12 protein-coding genes and 4 tRNA genes are annotated in these 17,091 nt (G+C 63.5%); all 16 read left to right on the top strand.

The annotated features are described in order from the left end of the window. Window positions 1-524 precede the first annotated feature (524 nt). The 16 genes from H9654_RS14865 (at window position 525) to rpsG (ending at window position 17,086) form a co-directional block, all read left to right on the top strand. Complete coding sequence (locus H9654_RS14865) at window positions 525-1,556, top strand: isoaspartyl peptidase/L-asparaginase family protein (RefSeq protein ID WP_191771602.1); 1,032 nt, start codon at window positions 525-527, stop codon at window positions 1,554-1,556. Window positions 1,557-1,692: 136 nt separating this feature from the next. Continuing rightward, window positions 1,693-1,778: transfer RNA gene (locus tag H9654_RS14870), tRNA-Tyr, on the top strand. A gap of 35 nt (window positions 1,779-1,813) precedes the next feature. Beyond that, window positions 1,814-1,887: transfer RNA gene (locus H9654_RS14875), tRNA-Gly, on the top strand. Window positions 1,888-1,940: 53 nt separating this feature from the next. Then, window positions 1,941-2,016, top strand: a tRNA-Thr gene (locus tag H9654_RS14880). Window positions 2,017-2,056: 40 nt separating this feature from the next. Beyond that, window positions 2,057-3,247, top strand: a complete 1,191-nt coding sequence (tuf, locus tag H9654_RS14885) for an elongation factor Tu (RefSeq protein ID WP_101098575.1) — start codon at window positions 2,057-2,059, stop codon at window positions 3,245-3,247. Window positions 3,248-3,350: 103 nt separating this feature from the next. Next, window positions 3,351-3,426: transfer RNA gene (locus tag H9654_RS14890), tRNA-Trp, on the top strand. A gap of 46 nt (window positions 3,427-3,472) precedes the next feature. Further along, window positions 3,473-3,886, top strand: coding sequence for a preprotein translocase subunit SecE (secE, locus tag H9654_RS14895; protein ID WP_101098572.1), 414 nt, complete (start codon window positions 3,473-3,475; stop codon window positions 3,884-3,886). 10 nt (window positions 3,887-3,896) lie between these two features. Then, entirely contained in the window at window positions 3,897-4,460 is a 564-nt protein-coding gene (gene nusG, locus H9654_RS14900) for a transcription termination/antitermination protein NusG (RefSeq protein WP_042615323.1), read from the top strand. Window positions 4,461-4,661: 201 nt separating this feature from the next. After that, window positions 4,662-5,090 carry a 50S ribosomal protein L11 gene (gene rplK, locus H9654_RS14905; protein ID WP_042615322.1) on the top strand — a complete coding sequence of 143 codons (429 nt, stop codon included), beginning with the start codon at window positions 4,662-4,664 and terminating at the stop codon, window positions 5,088-5,090. A gap of 4 nt (window positions 5,091-5,094) precedes the next feature. Further along, on the top strand, window positions 5,095-5,793 hold the full coding sequence (gene rplA, locus H9654_RS14910; protein WP_042615321.1) for a 50S ribosomal protein L1: 699 nt from the start codon (window positions 5,095-5,097) through the stop codon (window positions 5,791-5,793). 385 nt (window positions 5,794-6,178) lie between these two features. Then, window positions 6,179-6,712: a 50S ribosomal protein L10 gene (gene rplJ, locus H9654_RS14915; protein ID WP_042615320.1), complete on the top strand. Its 534-nt coding sequence runs from the start codon at window positions 6,179-6,181 to the stop codon at window positions 6,710-6,712. A 63-nt stretch (window positions 6,713-6,775) separates the two neighbouring features. Continuing rightward, on the top strand, window positions 6,776-7,144 hold the full coding sequence (rplL, locus tag H9654_RS14920) for a 50S ribosomal protein L7/L12 (RefSeq protein WP_042615319.1): 369 nt from the start codon (window positions 6,776-6,778) through the stop codon (window positions 7,142-7,144). A 309-nt stretch (window positions 7,145-7,453) separates the two neighbouring features. Continuing rightward, window positions 7,454-11,608 (top strand): DNA-directed RNA polymerase subunit beta, encoded by a 4,155-nt coding sequence (gene rpoB, locus H9654_RS14925; RefSeq protein WP_042615318.1) that lies wholly within the window; start codon window positions 7,454-7,456, stop codon window positions 11,606-11,608. A gap of 89 nt (window positions 11,609-11,697) precedes the next feature. After that, complete coding sequence (rpoC, locus tag H9654_RS14930; protein WP_042615317.1) at window positions 11,698-15,942, top strand: DNA-directed RNA polymerase subunit beta'; 4,245 nt, start codon at window positions 11,698-11,700, stop codon at window positions 15,940-15,942. A 290-nt stretch (window positions 15,943-16,232) separates the two neighbouring features. After that, window positions 16,233-16,607 carry a 30S ribosomal protein S12 gene (gene rpsL / locus H9654_RS14935; RefSeq protein ID WP_042615316.1) on the top strand — a complete coding sequence of 125 codons (375 nt, stop codon included), beginning with the start codon at window positions 16,233-16,235 and terminating at the stop codon, window positions 16,605-16,607. An 11-nt stretch (window positions 16,608-16,618) separates the two neighbouring features. Further along, the gene (rpsG, locus tag H9654_RS14940; protein WP_042615315.1) at window positions 16,619-17,086 is read left to right on the top strand and encodes a 30S ribosomal protein S7; all 468 of its coding nucleotides are present in this window, start codon (window positions 16,619-16,621) and stop codon (window positions 17,084-17,086) included. Window positions 17,087-17,091 lie beyond the last annotated feature (5 nt).

Below are 17,091 nucleotides of genomic sequence, written 5' to 3' on the forward strand. Positions count from 1 at the left end.
GGTCAGAGTCCTTTCGCTGCGCGAAAGGACTCTGACCCCGTCCCCCGGTCCTCTGGCAGCGCCGATCCATGGTCGGCGGAATCCGTCAGACGCCGCGTTGAAGAGCCGCCGACCATGGGTCGGCGCTACCGAAGGTCCCCGTGGCGCGTGGGGTAGAGGGAGCCCCTGAGTCAGGGGCCGCCAGGAGCGGCTCTGCCGTTCGCCGCTGCGATACATCGTTCGTTCTGCCTGGACAAATAATGACCAGCGTTCAAAACGCCTGCGGTGCGTGGCTCAGCGTCACTTGTCCACATCAAACCCCCACGGCTCTCCACCTGGAGTGTGGAGAACCGCATCGCACGCTGGACAAATAATCGCCACCTTTCGAAACGCCTGCGGCATGGTGCTCAGCGGTACTTGTCCACACCAAACCCCCATCGCTCTCCACGCCGGGTGTGGAGAACCCGGCGCCGGCATCGAACGGCACTTGCGAATGTCCGCGGCGCCGCGCAGCGTGTCGGCAACTGTGTGATGGGAGTTGCCGAATGAGCCTGCGCCTGGGAATGCTGTGCGCCCTGTTGTCGATCTCCGTTGCCGCCGCGGCCGCACCTGCACCTGCACCTGGAACGGCGCCGCTGCTGGTCATCCATGGCGGTGCCGGGGTGCAGCGCGCCGGGTTGTCCGCCGAAGAAGAGCGCGCCGCGCGTACGGCGCTGCGCAGTGCGTTGCTGCAGGGGCATGCCGAGCTGCAGGCGGGCCGCCCGGCATTGGCCGCGGTGACCCGGGCGATCACCGTGCTGGAGGATGATCCGACCTTCAATGCGGGGCGCGGTGCGGTGTTCACCCACGACGGCCGCAACGAGCTGGACGCTGCGCTGATGGACGGCGCGACGCGCCGCGCGGGCGCGGTGGCCGGCGTACAGCGCGTGCGCAACCCGATCCTGCTGGCGCAGGCGGTGATGGAGCGCTCCGCGCACGTGATGATGGTGGGGCAGGGGGCTGAAACGTTCGCTGCCGAACAGGGCATCACCCTGGTCGATCCGTCCTACTTCCGCACTGAAAAACGCTGGCAGCAGCTGCAGCGCGCCCTGCAGGAGGAGAAGGCGGGTCAGGCGCATGCCGAGCTGGAAACCGCCAGGCACTTCGGTACCGTCGGCGCGCTCGCGCTGGATGCCGAAGGAAAGCTCGCCGCGGGCACGTCGACCGGCGGCATGACCAACAAGCGCTACGGACGGGTAGGCGACTCGCCGGTCATCGGCGCGGGGACCTGGGCCGACGAGGGCTGTGCCGTCTCCGGCACCGGCTGGGGCGAATACTACCTGCGCACCGCGGCCGCGCACGAGATCTGCGCACGCGTGCGGCTGGCGGGCGCGTCCGCTGCGCAGGCAGGGCGCGAGGTGATCAATGGGATGATCCCTGCGCTGGGCGGCGACGGCGGGGCGATCGTGCTCACCGCGAAGGGTGAAGTCGGGCTGCCGTTCAACACCGAAGGCATGTATCGCGGCTGGATCGGCGCGGACGGTGTGCCGCATGTTGCGATCTTCGACGACGAAGCGCTGCAGCTGCCCGGTCAATAACCTTGCGTATCAACGGGTTTGCGACAGCGTGTGAAAAAAAAGAAAAAACGTGTTGACAGACCCCCGCCGGATCAGCAGAATTGCGGGCTCACCACCACACACCGCAACGCTTCGGCGCCACGGCATGGGGTGGTAAGGAGGGATACCCAAGCGGCCAACGGGGGCAGACTGTAAATCTGCTGGCTTACGCCTTCGGTGGTTCGAATCCACCTCCCTCCACCAGTTTCACGTAGTTTCACGTTGTGGCAATTCCCGGTGCGGGAGTAGTTCAATGGTAGAACTTCAGCCTTCCAAGCTGATTGTGCGGGTTCGATTCCCGTCTCCCGCTCCATTGAATGTTTAGAACTTTGAAGATATTTCAGTTCGTGCCATAATGCAAAACTCGCTCACGTAGCTCAGTCGGTAGAGCACTTCCTTGGTAAGGAAGAGGTCGAAGGTTCGATTCCTTTCGTGAGCACCATCTTCAGCACCGCCCCAAGACGAATTCGAGATAAGCAGCCATGGCCAAGGGTAAGTTCGAGCGCACCAAGCCGCACGTCAACGTCGGCACCATCGGTCACGTCGACCACGGCAAGACCACGCTGACCGCCGCACTGACCAAGATCGGTGCCGAGCGCTTCGGTGGCGAGTTCAAGGATTACTCCGCGATCGACGCCGCGCCGGAAGAAAAGGCACGTGGCATCACGATCTCGACCGCACACGTCGAATACGAATCCACCGTTCGTCATTACGCCCACGTCGATTGCCCGGGCCATGCCGACTACGTCAAGAACATGATCACCGGTGCTGCGCAGATGGACGGCGCGATCCTGGTCTGCTCCGCTGCTGACGGCCCGATGCCGCAGACCCGCGAGCACATCCTGCTGTCGCGTCAGGTCGGCGTGCCGTACATCGTCGTGTTCCTGAACAAGGCCGACATGGTCGACGACGCCGAGCTGCTCGAGCTGGTCGAAATGGAAGTGCGCGAGCTGCTGAGCAAGTACGACTTCCCGGGCGACGACACCCCGATCATCGCGGGCTCGGCCCGTCTGGCGCTGGAAGGCGACCAGAGCGACATCGGCGTGCCGGCCGTCATCAAGCTGGTCGAAGCGCTGGACAGCTGGATTCCGCTGCCGGAGCGTGACGTCGACAAGCCGTTCCTGATGCCGGTGGAAGACGTGTTCTCGATCTCCGGCCGCGGCACCGTGGTGACCGGTCGTATCGAGCGCGGCGTGATCAAGGTCGGCGAAGAAATCGAAATCGTCGGTATCCGTGACACCGTCAAGACCACCGTCACCGGCGTGGAAATGTTCCGCAAGCTGCTCGACCAGGGTCAGGCAGGCGACAACGCCGGTCTGCTGCTGCGCGGCACCAAGCGTGACGACGTGCAGCGCGGTCAGGTCCTGTGCAAGCCGGGTTCGATCAAGCCGCACACCGAGTTCGAAGGCGAAGTGTACGTGCTGTCGAAGGATGAGGGCGGCCGTCACACCCCGTTCTTCAACGGCTACCGTCCGCAGTTCTACTTCCGCACCACCGACATCACCGGCGCTGCCAAGCTGCCGGAAGGTGTTGAAATGGTGATGCCGGGCGACAACGTGAAGATGGTTGTTACCCTGATCAACCCGGTCGCCATGGACGAAGGCCTGCGCTTCGCCATCCGCGAAGGCGGTCGTACTGTCGGCGCCGGCGTGGTCTCCAAGATCATCAAGTAATCTGCACTACCGGCGGTTTTTGTAAAGCTGCCGGTCGCGCGAGTGGCGGGCCGGGAACCTCGGTCCGCCTTCGCCGTCTAAGGCAAGGCAAAGTTTATAACGTACGCCAGTAGCTCAATTGGCAGAGCAGCGGTCTCCAAAACCGCAGGTTGGGGGTTCGAGTCCCTCCTGGCGTGCCATCTGCCTTCCTAACCAGCGGTCCGCCGCTAAAGCAGCCCGAGCCGGATGAACAGCAAGATCGAACACTCCAAGGATACGTCCACTTCTGGTGGAGACCTCGTCAAGTACGTCGCCGCAGCCCTGCTGGTGCTGGCCGGACTGTTCGTGTGGTTCTGGTTCTCTGCAGACTCCGGTCGTGCCGCCCAGCTGGGTGCATGGGCCGGTCAGATCCGTGCGCTGGCCGTCATTGTCGGTCTGGCGGGCGGTATTGCCGTTTTCATGCTGACCGGGAAAGGCCGCGATACCCGCGAATTCCTGTCCGAGTCGCGCTTCGAGCTGCGCAAAGTGGTCTGGCCGACGCGCCAGGAAGCCATCCGGATGACCTGGGTCGTCATCGTCGTTGTGATCATCCTCAGCCTGCTGCTGGGTGGGTTCGACTTCGTCATTCAGAAACTGACTCAGCTGTTCCTGAGCCGGTAAGGAGATACCCATGAAGCGCTGGTACGTTGTTCACGCCTATTCAGGCTTCGAGAAGTCGGTTGCGCAGGCGCTGCGCGATCGCATCGTTCGTGAAGAGAAGCAGGAGCTGTTTGGTGATGTGCTGGTCCCGACCGAAGAAGTGGTCGAGATGCGCGCTGGCCAGAAGCGCCGCTCCGAACGCAAGTTCTTCCCCGGCTACGTGCTGGTCCAGATCGAGACCCACGAAGAAGGTGGCATTCCGCGCATCGACAGCGAAAGCTGGCATCTGGTGAAGGATACCTCCCGCGTGCTGGGCTTCATCGGCGGTACCGCCGATCGTCCGCTGCCGATCGCCGATTCGGAAGCCGAGGCCATCCTGAACCGGGTCCAGGACGGCATCGAGAAGCCGCGTCCGAAGGTGCTGTTCGAGCCGGGCCAGATGGTCCGCGTCACCGACGGCCCGTTCAACGACTTCAATGGCGTCGTGGAAGAAGTCAATTACGAGAAGAGCCGCCTGCGCGTCTCGGTGCTGATCTTCGGTCGCGCCACCCCGGTCGAGCTCGAGTTCGGCCAGGTCGAGAAGGCCACCGGCTGATATCCCGTTGTGTCGAGTGCGCTCGACACTGCCGGGCAGGGCTGGTATAGTGCCCGGCTTCCTGCCAGGCAACTGGCAAAAGTGAAGGCCGCCGAAAGGTGGCCTTCGGCGTGTACTCAAAAACGCGATGCCGGGACGCGTGATTCCCGGTCCGATGGGGAGCCTGTTGTCGTAAGGCGCTAGCACCCGGAGAGCATACTCATGGCAAAGAAAGTTGTCGGTTACATCAAGCTGCAGGTGAAGGCCGGTCAGGCCAATCCCTCGCCGCCGGTCGGTCCTGCGCTGGGTCAGCGCGGCCTGAACATCATGGAATTCTGCAAGGCCTTCAATGCCGCCACGCAGAAGCTCGAGCCGGGTCTGCCGGTTCCGGTGATCATCACGGCCTATTCGGACCGTACGTTCACCTTCATCACCAAGAGCACCCCGGCGACCACCCTGCTGAAGAAGGCTGCTGGCATCTCGTCGGGCTCCAAGCGCCCGAACACCGAGAAGGTCGGCAAGGTCACCCGCAAGCAGCTGGAAGAGATCGCCAAGGCGAAGGAACCCGACCTGACCGCCGCTGACCTGGACGCCGCCGTGCGTACCATCGCCGGCTCGGCCCGTTCTATCGGCATCGTGGTGGAGGGCTAATAACATGGCACTGAACAAGCGTGAAAAGGCCCTGAAGGCCGCCGTCGTCCCGGGCAAGTCGTATGGCTTCGAAGACGCGATCAAGATCCTGAAGACCACCGCCAGCGCCAAGTTCGTCGAGTCGATCGACGTGGCTGTGCGCCTGGGCGTGGACGCCAAGAAGTCCGACCAGCAGGTGCGCGGTTCCACCGTGCTGCCGGCCGGTACCGGCAAGTCGGTCCGCGTTGCGGTGTTCGCACCGGCCGGTGCCAAGGCTGACGAAGCCCTGGCCGCTGGCGCCGAAGCCGTCGGCATGGACGACCTGGCTGAAAAGATGCAGGCCGGTGATCTGAACTATGACGTCGTGATCGCGACCCCGGACGCGATGCGCGTCGTGGGTAAGCTGGGCACCGTGCTCGGCCCGCGCGGCCTGATGCCGAACCCGAAGGTCGGCACCGTTTCGGCCAACCCGGGTGAAGCCGTCAAGAACGCCAAGTCGGGCCAGGTGCGTTACCGCACCGACAAGGCCGGCATCATCCACTGCACCATCGGCAAGGCCAGCTTCGAAGACGAAGCGCTGAAGTCGAACCTGCAGGCGCTGCTGCTGGACCTGATCAAGGCCAAGCCGGCCACCTCGAAGGGCCTGTACCTGCAGAAGGTGTCGGTCAGCTCGACGATGGGCCCGGGCGTCACTGTCGACCAGTCGACCCTGACCCTGAAGTAATCGTTTGAAGCGGATGTGGGGCCCCCGGGTCCCGCATCCGTCCCATTTGAAGGCAACCGCCGGCGGCGCATCGCCGGTGGCAGCCGTCAAAGACCGCAGGTGCGGTCGTGGCATGCCGGCGACGGGCACGGAAGCTCGATTTGGCAGGGAGTCGCCGCCGGAGCAGTCACGAACGCTTAATCGATCCATCCGGATCACCCTGCGTAGATGGTGCCCTTCTGGAGTTTTTCTGGTTCACGCAATCCTGGGTAGCCCCAGGTTGAGTCCAGGTCTGGAACGGCCCACCCCCCGGAACATCAGCCCGATGTTCCCGGTGTCCAGGAAGGACGCCGCCCAGGACCGCAAACGGCAGGAGCCGTAAGCGGAGTTCAATCGGAGGAGTGCAATGGCTCTCAATCTGTCCCAGAAGCAAGAAGTAGTCGCGGAGCTGGCAGACATCGCCGCCAAGGCCCACTCCTTGATCGCAGCCGAATACGCTGGCACCACGGTCTCCCAGATGACCGCGATGCGCAAGCAGGCTCGTGAAACCGGCGTTTTCTTGAAAGTTGTCAAGAACACCCTGGCGTCGCGTGCCGTTGAAGGCACCGAATTCGCATGTGCACAGGACAAGCTGGTCGGTCCGCTGCTGTATGCGTTCTCGCTCGAGGAGCCCGGCGCAGCCGGTCGCCTGATCAAGGAATTCGCCAAGGGCAACGATAAGCTGCAGCCCAAGGTTGTCGCCATTGGTGGCGAAGTGTTCCCGGCAAGCCACGTTGACGTGTTGGCCTCGCTGCCGACCCTCGACCAGGCCCTGGCAATGCTGGCACGCGTCCTGACCGAGCCGGTCACGATGTTCGCGCGCGCCAACAAGGCACTGGCGGATCAGCTGGGTGGTGGCGAAGCCGCTGCTGCTGCTGAGCCGGTCGCCGAGACCGCCTGAGTTTCGACCTACCGTGGTTCCTGACGGAACCTCAATCCAGAAAATCATTCAAAGGTAATCAAAATGTCCCTTTCCAACGAACAGATCGTCGAAGCCATCGCCTCGAAGTCCCTGATGGAAGTGATGGAGCTGGTCAAGGCCATCGAAGAGAAGTTCGGCGTTTCCGCCGCTGCTCCGGTCGCCGTGGCTGCTGCCGCTGGCCCGGCTGCCGCTGTTGAAGAGCAGACCGAATTCACCGTGACCCTGAAGTCGCCGGGCGACAAGAAGGTCGAAGTGATCAAGGCCGTCCGCGCCATCACCGGCCTGGGCCTGAAGGAAGCGAAGGACCTGACCGAAGCCGGCGGCGTCGTGAAGGAAGGCGCGTCGAAGGACGAAGCCGAGAAGATCAAGAAGGACCTGGAAGCTGCTGGCGCGACTGTCGAAGTCAAGTAAGCAGATCCCTTGCGTCGCCATCGATTTCCGGCGATGCAGCCAAGGCTGGGGGCGTAAAGCCCCCGGCCTTTGGTCGTTTCATGCGGTACCCCGAACATCGTTGAAAAAAGCCCAACACGGGCTGCAGGAAAAGGCCCGTCCGGCCAGCGCCAAGCGCGGCGGCGGTCAAGCAGATGCAGTCAAGTTGGCAGTTGGAAGTAGCAATAGAAGGCGTGCTGGTGCCGGCAATACCAGCGACTTCCAACTGACAATTTCAAGTTTCCTTTTGGGTCGTGGACGCACGCCCCGCACAACAAGGTGGAAGATCTCATGACGTCCTATTCGTTCACCGAGAAGAAGCGCATCCGCAAGGATTTCGCCAAGTCGCGCGCGATTCTCGAAGTGCCGTTCCTGCTCGCCATCCAGGTGGATTCCTACCGCGAGTTCCTGCAGGAAAACGTCGATCCGGCCAAGCGCACGGACCACGGCCTGCACGCCGCACTGAAGTCCGTCTTCCCCATCTCCAGCTACAGCGGCAACGCCGCGCTGGAATATGTCGGCTACAAGCTGGGCGAACCGGTGTTCGACGAGCGCGAGTGCCGCCAGCGTGGCATGAGCTACGGCGCGCCGTTGCGCGTGACCGTGCGCCTGGTGATCTACGACCGTGAGTCGTCGACCAAGGCCATCAAGTACGTGAAGGAGCAGGAGGTCTACCTCGGCGAGATCCCGCTGATGACCGAGAACGGCACCTTCATCGTCAACGGCACCGAGCGCGTCATCGTCTCCCAGCTGCACCGCTCGCCGGGTGTGTTCTTCGACCACGACCGTGGCAAGACCCACAGCTCGGGCAAGCTGCTGTACAGCGCTCGCATCATCCCGTACCGCGGTTCCTGGCTGGACTTCGAGTTCGACCCGAAGGACGCGCTGTTCACCCGTATCGATCGCCGTCGCAAGCTGCCGGTGTCGATCCTGCTGCGCGCGCTTGGCTACAGCAACGAAGAGATGCTGGCCGAGTTCTTCGAGATCAACACGTTCCACATCAACCCCGACGAAGGCGTGCAGCTGGAGCTGGTCGCCGAGCGCCTGCGTGGTGAAACCCTGGGCTTCGACCTGGCCGACGGTGACAAGGTCATCGTGGAAGCCGGCAAGCGCATCACCGCGCGCCACGTCAAGCAGCTGGAAGCCTCGGGCATCGCCGCCCTGGCCGTGCCGGACGATTACATCGTCGGCCGCATCCTGTCGCACGACGTGGTCGATTCGGCCACCGGCGAACTGCTGGCGCAGGCCAACGATGAAATCACCGACGACCAGCTGCAGGCCTTCCGCAAGGCCGGCGTGGACGCGGTGGGTACCCTGTGGGTGAACGACCTCGATCGTGGTCCGTACCTGTCCAACACCCTGCGCATCGATCCGACCAAGACCCAGCTGGAAGCGCTGGTCGAGATCTACCGCATGATGCGTCCGGGCGAGCCGCCGACCAAGGACGCCGCGCAGAATCTGTTCCACAACCTGTTCTTCACCTTCGAGCGTTACGACCTGTCCACGGTCGGCCGGATGAAGTTCAACCGTCGCGTGGGCCGCAAGGAAACCACCGGCGAAGCCGTGCTGTACGACCGCAAGTACTACGGCGAGCGCAATGACGAAGAGTCCAAGCGCCTGGTCGCCGCGCATGGCGAGTCGTCCGACATCCTGGACGTGATCAAGGTCCTGACCGAGATCCGCAACGGCCGTGGCGTCGTCGATGACATCGACCACCTGGGCAACCGTCGCGTGCGTTCGGTCGGTGAAATGGCCGAGAACGTGTTCCGCGTGGGCCTGGTCCGCGTCGAGCGCGCGGTCAAGGAACGCCTGTCGATGGCCGAATCCGAAGGCCTGACCCCGCAGGAACTGATCAACGCCAAGCCGGTGGCTGCGGCGATCAAGGAATTCTTCGGCTCCTCGCAGCTGTCGCAGTTCATGGATCAGAACAACCCGCTGTCGGAAGTCACGCACAAGCGTCGTGTCTCGGCCCTGGGCCCGGGCGGCCTGACCCGCGAACGCGCCGGCTTCGAAGTGCGCGACGTGCACCCGACCCATTACGGCCGCGTCTGCACCATCGAAACGCCGGAAGGCCCGAACATCGGCCTGATCAACTCGCTGGCCGTGTACGCCCGCACCAATGAGTACGGTTTCCTTGAAACCCCGTACCGCAAGGTCGTGGACGGCAAGGTGTTCGACGAAGTCGAGTTCCTGTCGGCCATCGAAGAGAACGAGTACGTCATTGCGCAGGCCAACGCCCTGACCAATGCCGACAGCGTGCTGACCGAGCAGTTCGTGCCGTGCCGCTTCCAGGGCGAATCGCTGCTGAAGCCGCCGGCGGAAGTGCACTTCATGGACGTCTCGCCGATGCAGACCGTGTCGGTCGCCGCGGCGCTGGTTCCGTTCCTGGAACACGATGACGCCAACCGTGCACTGATGGGCGCCAACATGCAGCGCCAGGCCGTGCCGACCCTGCGTGCGCAGAAGCCGCTGGTGGGTACCGGTATCGAACGTGCCGTGGCACGCGACTCCGGCGTCACCGTCAACGCCCGTCGTGGTGGTGAAGTGGTGCAGGTCGATGCCGCACGCATCGTGGTCAAGATCGTCGAAGAAGAAATCATCGGCGCGACCGACGCAGGCGTGGACATCTACAACCTGGTCAAGTACACCCGTTCCAACCAGAACACCTGCATCAACCAGCGTCCGCTGGTGAACGTGGGTGACGTGGTGGCGCGTGGCGACGTGCTGGCCGATGGTCCGTCCACCGACATCGGCGAACTGGCCCTGGGCCAGAACATGCTGATCGCCTTCATGCCGTGGAACGGCTACAACTTCGAAGACTCCATCCTGCTCTCCGAGCGCGTGGTGGAAGAGGATCGTTACACCACGATCCACATCGAAGAGCTGACCTGCGTCGCGCGTGACACCAAGCTGGGGCCGGAGGAAATCTCCGCCGACATCCCGAACGTGTCCGAGCAGGCGCTGAACCGCCTGGACGAATCCGGCGTGGTGTACATCGGTGCCGAAGTGCGCGCCGGCGACATCCTGGTCGGCAAGGTCACCCCGAAGGGTGAAAGCCAGCTGACCCCGGAAGAGAAGCTGCTGCGCGCGATCTTCGGCGAGAAGGCTTCGGACGTGAAGGACAGCTCGCTGCGCGTGCCGCCGGGCATGGACGGCACCGTCATCGACGTGCAGGTCTTCACCCGCGACGGCATCGAGAAGGACAAGCGTGCGCGCCAGATCGAGGAATCCGAGATCAAGCGCGTCAAGAAGGACTTCGACGACCAGTACCGCATCCTGGAAGGTGCCATCTACGCCCGCCTGCGTTCGCAGATCGTCGGCAAGGTGGTCAACGGCGGTGCCAACCTGAAGAAGGGCGACGTGATCACCGACGCCTACCTGGACGGCCTGAAGAAGGCTGACTGGTTCGTGCTGCGCATGAAGGACGAGGACGCTTCGGAAGCCATCGAACGCGCCCAGAAGCAGATCCAGGCGCACGAGAAGGAATTCGAGCGTCGCTTCGCCGACAAGCGCGGCAAGATCACCGCCGGCGACGACCTCGCCCCGGGCGTGCTGAAGATGGTCAAGGTGTTCATGGCCGTCAAGCGCCGCATCCAGCCGGGCGACAAGATGGCAGGCCGCCACGGTAACAAGGGTGTGGTCTCCAACGTGGTGCCGGTCGAAGACATGCCGTACATGGCCTCGGGCGAGACCGTGGACATTGTGCTGAACCCGCTGGGCGTGCCGTCGCGCATGAACATCGGGCAGATCCTTGAAGTCCACCTGGGTTGGGCCGCCAAGGGCCTGGGTCGCAAGATCCAGGGCATGCTGGAAGCCCAGGCCGCCGTGGCGCAGCTGCGCGTGTTCCTGGACGAGGTGTACAACCACGACAGCGACAACGTGGCCACCCACGTCGACCTGACCCAGTTCAGCGATGAAGAGCTGCTGCGCCTGGCCGGCAACCTGACCGACGGCGTGCCGATGGCAACGCCGGTCTTCGACGGTGCCACCGAAGCGGAGATCAAGCGCATGCTGGAACTGGCGGACCTGCCGACCAGCGGCCAGACCCAGCTGTATGACGGCCGTACCGGTGAGGCATTCGATCGCCACACCACCGTCGGCTACATGCACTACCTGAAGCTGAACCACCTGGTCGACGACAAGATGCACGCCCGTTCGACCGGTCCGTACTCGCTCGTCACCCAGCAGCCGCTGGGCGGCAAGGCGCAGTTCGGCGGCCAGCGCTTCGGTGAGATGGAAGTCTGGGCGCTGGAAGCCTACGGCGCGGCCTACACCCTGCAGGAAATGCTGACGGTGAAGTCCGATGACGTGCAGGGCCGCAACCAGATGTACAAGAACATCGTCGACGGCGAGCACGAGATGGTGGCCGGCATGCCGGAATCCTTCAACGTGCTGGTGAAGGAAATCCGTTCGCTGGCCATCAACATGGAACTGGAAGACAACTGATCGCGCAGGCGCTGCTGCTCCCGGGCAGCAGCGCCGCCGCTTAGTCCTGACAGCCCATCGACAACGCATTCCTCCTTCTGGAGAACACCATGAAAGACCTGCTCAACCTCTTCAACCAGCAGCGACAGACGCTGGATTTCGACGCGATCAAGATCGCGCTGGCGTCGCCCGACCTGATCCGTTCGTGGTCGTTCGGCGAAGTGAAGAAGCCGGAAACCATCAACTACCGTACGTTCAAGCCCGAGCGTGACGGCCTGTTCTGCGCCGCGATCTTCGGACCGGTCAAGGACTACGAGTGCCTGTGCGGCAAGTACAAGCGCATGAAGCACCGCGGCGTGGTCTGCGAAAAGTGCGGCACCGAAGTGACCCTGGCCAAGGTGCGCCGCGAGCGCATGGGCCACATCGACCTGGCTTCGCCGGTCGCGCACATCTGGTTCCTCAAGTCGCTGCCGTCGCGCATCGGCCTGATGCTGGACATGACCCTGCGTGACATCGAGCGCGTGCTGTACTTCGAAGCCTACGTGGTGACCGAGCCGGGCCTGACCGCCCTGGAGCGCCGCCAGCTGCTGACCGAAGAGCAGTACCTGACCGCACGCCAGGAACACGGCGACGACTTCGACGCCGCAATGGGCGCCGAGGCCGTGTACGAACTGCTGCGCACCATCGACCTGCAGTCGGAAATGACCCGCCTGCGCGAAGAAATCGCCAGCACCGGTTCGGAGACCAAGCTCAAGCGCCTCACCAAGCGCATCAAGCTGATCGAAGCCTTCCTGGAATCGGGCAACCGTCCGGAATGGATGGTCATGACCGTGCTGCCGGTGCTGCCGCCGGACCTGCGTCCGCTGGTTCCGCTGGATGGTGGCCGCTTCGCGACCTCCGACCTGAACGACCTGTACCGCCGCGTCATCAACCGCAACAACCGCCTGCGTCGCCTGCTGGAACTGAGCGCGCCGGACATCATCGTGCGCAATGAAAAGCGCATGCTGCAGGAATCGGTCGATGCCCTGCTGGACAACGGCCGTCGTGGCCGTGCCATCACCGGCACCAACAAGCGCCCGCTGAAGTCGCTGGCCGACATGATCAAGGGCAAGCAGGGTCGCTTCCGCCAGAACCTGCTGGGCAAGCGCGTGGACTACTCGGGCCGTTCGGTCATCGTGGTCGGTCCGTACCTGCGCCTGCACCAGTGCGGCCTGCCGAAGAAGATGGCGCTGGAACTGTTCAAGCCGTTCGTCTTCGCCAAGCTGCAGCGTCGTGGCCTGGCCACCACCATCAAGGCCGCCAAGAAGCTGGTCGAGCGCGAAGAAGCCGAAGTCTGGGACATCCTGGAAGAGGTCATCCGCGAACATCCGGTGATGCTGAACCGTGCGCCGACCCTGCACCGCCTGGGCATCCAGGCGTTCGAGCCGGTGCTGATCGAAGGCAAGGCCATCCAGCTGCATCCGCTGGTCTGCACCGCGTTCAACGCCGACTTCGACGGTGACCAGATGGCCGTCCACGTGCCGCTCTCGCTGGAAGCCCAGCTGGAAGCGCGTGCGCTGATGATGTCCACCAACAACATCCTGTCGCCGGCCAACGGCGAGCCGATCATCGTGCCCTCGCAGGACGTCGTGCTGGGTCTGTACTACATGACCCGCTCGCTGGTGAACAAGAAGGGCGAGGGCATGGCCTTCGCCAACATCGCCGAAGTCAAGCGCGCCTATGACAACCGCGTGGTGGAACTGCACGCACGCGTCAAGGTCCGCATCACCGAAGTGGTGACCGACGAAGACGGCAACAAGCAGGACAAGACCTCGATCGTGGAAACCACGATCGGTCGTGCGCTGCTGGCCGAAATCCTGCCGGAAGGCCTGCCGTTCGCGCTGGCCAACACCGAGCTGACCAAGAAGAACATCAGCCGCCTGATCAACTCCAGCTACCGCCAGCTGGGCTTGAAGGACACGGTCGTGTTCGCCGACAAGCTGATGTACACCGGCTTCGCCTACGCAACCCGCGCCGGCGTGTCGATCGGCATCGACGACATGCTGATCCCGGACGAGAAGCGCGGCATCCTCACCGAGGCCGAAGCCGAAGTGCTGGAAATCCAGGAGCAGTACCAGTCGGGCCTGGTCACCGCCGGCGAGCGTTACAACAAGGTGGTCGACATCTGGTCGCGCACCAACGAGCGCATCGCCAAGGCGATGATGGACACCATCGGTACCGAGAAGGTCACCGATTCCAAGGGTGACATCATCGACCAGAAGTCAATGAACTCGCTGTACATCATGGCCGACTCCGGTGCGCGTGGTTCGCAGGCGCAGATCCGCCAGCTGGCCGGTATGCGTGGCCTGATGGCGCGTCCGGATGGCTCCATCATCGAAACGCCCATCAAGGCGAACTTCCGTGAAGGCCTGAACGTGCAGGAGTACTTCAACTCCACCCACGGTGCCCGTAAGGGTCTGGCCGATACCGCGCTGAAGACCGCCAACTCGGGTTACCTGACCCGTCGTCTGGTGGACGTGGCGCAGGACGTGGTGATCACCGAAGTGGATTGCGGTACCACCGAAGGCCTGACCATGACGCCGATCGTGGAAGGCGGCGACGTTGTGGAGCCGTTGAAGGACCGCGTGCTGGGTCGTGTCGTGGCCGAGGACGTGTTCCTGCCGGGCAACGACGAAGATCCGATCGTGACCCGCAACACGCTGCTCGACGAAGCGTGGGTGGCCAAGCTGGAAGATGCCGGCGTGCAGACCATCAAGGTCCGTTCGACGATCTCCTGCGCCTCCGCGTTCGGCGTCTGCGGTCGCTGCTACGGCCGCGACCTGGCCCGTGGCCACATCGTCAACATCGGTGAAGCGGTCGGCGTCATCGCCGCGCAGTCGATTGGTGAGCCGGGTACCCAGCTGACCATGCGTACGTTCCACATCGGTGGTGCGGCATCGCGTGCGGCAGCGGTGGACAACATCACCGTCAAGACCACCGGCTCGGTGAAGTTCAACAACCTGAAGTCGGTCGAACATGCCAACGGTTCGCTGGTGGCGGTGTCGCGCTCGGGCGAAATCTCGGTGCTCGATGCCCATGGCCGCGAGCGCGAGCGTTACAAGCTGCCGTACGGCTCGATGATCGCTTCCAAGGACGGCGATGCAGTGAAGGCTGGCCAGACCGTGGCCAACTGGGATCCGCATAACCACCCGATCGTGTCGGAAGTCGCTGGTTTCCTGCGCTTCATCGACTTCGTCGACGGCATCACCGTCATCGAGAAGACCGACGAACTGACCGGCCTGGCCTCGCGCGAGATCACCGATCCGAAGCGTCGCGGCTCGATGGGCAAGGACCTGCGTCCGCTGATCCGCATCGTCGATGCCAAGGGCAACGACCTGCTGATCCCGGGCACCGACATGCCGGCCCAGTACCTGCTGCCGCCGCGCTCCATCGTCAACCTGCAGGACGGCGCCGCCGTCGGCGTGGGTGACGTGGTCGCCAAGATCCCGCAGGAAGCGTCCAAGACCCGCGACATCACCGGTGGTCTGCCGCGCGTGGCCGATCTGTTCGAAGCACGCAAGCCGAAGGATCCGGCGGTGCTGGCCGAGCGTTCGGGCATCATCAGCTTCGGCAAGGACACCAAGGGCAAGCAGCGCCTGATCATCAAGGACACCGATGGTTCGGAACACGAAGAGCTGATTCCGAAGTACCGCCAGGTGATCGTGTTCGAAGGTGAGCACGTGACCAAGGGCGAGACCATCGTGGACGGCGAGCCGAGCCCGCAGGACATCCTGCGCCTGCTGGGTGTGGAGCCGCTGGCCGCCTACCTGGTCAAGGAAATCCAGGACGTGTACCGCCTGCAGGGCGTGAAGATCAACGACAAGCACATCGAGGTGATCACCCGCCAGATGCTGCGCAAGGTCGAGATCACCGACCAGGGCAACAGCAAGTTCCTGAATGGCGAACAGGTGGAACGTCAGCGCGTTATCGAGGAGAATGCACGCCTCGGTGCCCGTAGCGAACTGCCGGCGCAGTACGATCCGGTCCTGCTGGGCATCACCAAGGCCTCGCTGGCCACCGAGTCGTTCATCTCGGCGGCGTCCTTCCAGGAAACCACCCGCGTGCTGACCGAAGCTGCCGTCCGCGGCACCAAGGACAACCTGCGCGGCCTGAAGGAAAACGTCATCGTCGGTCGCCTGATCCCGGCCGGTACCGGCCTGTCGTATCACGCCAACCGCCGCCGCAACGCGAGCGGGCTGACCGATTCGGAAATGCAGACGCTGGCCGGTACCCCGGTTGCCGCTGCCGCCGTTGTCGCCGAGCCGGTGATCGAAGCCGCTGCCGAAGCCGAACAGGCTCCGGGCAGCGACGAGTAAGCAAGGCGGTCCGGTTGAAAGACCGGACCTGCCGGGTTGCAGCACCGGGCCAATGGCCCGGTGGTAGTGAAAGGGCAGGGGAGACTCCGGTCTCTCCCGCCAGTCTGAACGGGGTACACGGAGGCCCCCCCGTAACCTTCCAGGATAAGGAAGGGCTTGACAGGAGCGCATTTGACTGCGTTTCTGGCAGGTTGCTACAATCGTCTGTCTCAGCAGGCCAGTAATGGTCTGCTTTAACATTTCCGCATCTCTGGCTGGCATCTGCCGGCCCCAATCAGAAGAACCTACTGATGGCGACGATCAACCAGCTGGTCCGCAAGCCGCGGCAAGCTACCACCTACAAGAGTGCCTCGCCGGCGCTCGAGAAGTGCCCGCAGCGCCGTGGCGTCTGCACGCGCGTCTACACCACCACCCCGAAGAAGCCGAACTCGGCCCTCCGCAAGGTTGCAAAGGTCCGCCTGACCAACCAGGAAGAGGTCATCAGCTACATCGGTGGTGAAGGCCACAACCTGCAGGAGCACTCCGTGGTCCTGATCCGCGGCGGTCGCGTCAAGGATCTGCCGGGTGTGCGTTACCACACTGTTCGCGGTTCGCTCGATGCCTCCGGTGTCGCCAAGCGTCGCCAGGCCCGTTCGAAGTACGGCGCCAAGCGTCCGAAGGCATAAGGAGAGAGCACATGTCGCGTAAAGGTAATACTCCCCAGCGTTCCGTCCTGCCCGATCCGAAGCACGGAAGTGAAACGATCGCCCGCTTCATCAACATGGTGATGCTGAGCGGCAAGAAGTCCGTGGCCGAGAAGATCGTCTACGGTGCGATGGACGTGATCAGCGAAAAGAACGCCAACTCGATCGAGCTGGTGCAGAAGGCGCTGGACAACGTTGCGCCGTCGGTCGAGGTCAAGTCCCGCCGTGTCGGTGGTGCCACCTACCAGGTGCCGGTCGAAGTGCGTTCCTCGCGCAAGATGGCCCTGGCCATGCGTTGGCTGATCGACTCCGCGCGCAAGCGTGGCGAGAACACCATGCCGAAGAAGCTCGCTGCTGAACTGATCGATGCCTCGGAAAACCGTGGCGGCGCCATCAAGAAGCGCGAAGAAACCCACCGTATGGCCGAAGCCAACAAGGCATTCGCCCACTACCGCTGGTGAGTTTG

Origin of the sequence: Stenotrophomonas lacuserhaii (assembly GCF_014836545.1) — a bacterium.
In the GTDB taxonomy this organism is placed as follows: Bacteria; Pseudomonadota; Gammaproteobacteria; order Xanthomonadales; family Xanthomonadaceae; genus Stenotrophomonas; species Stenotrophomonas lacuserhaii.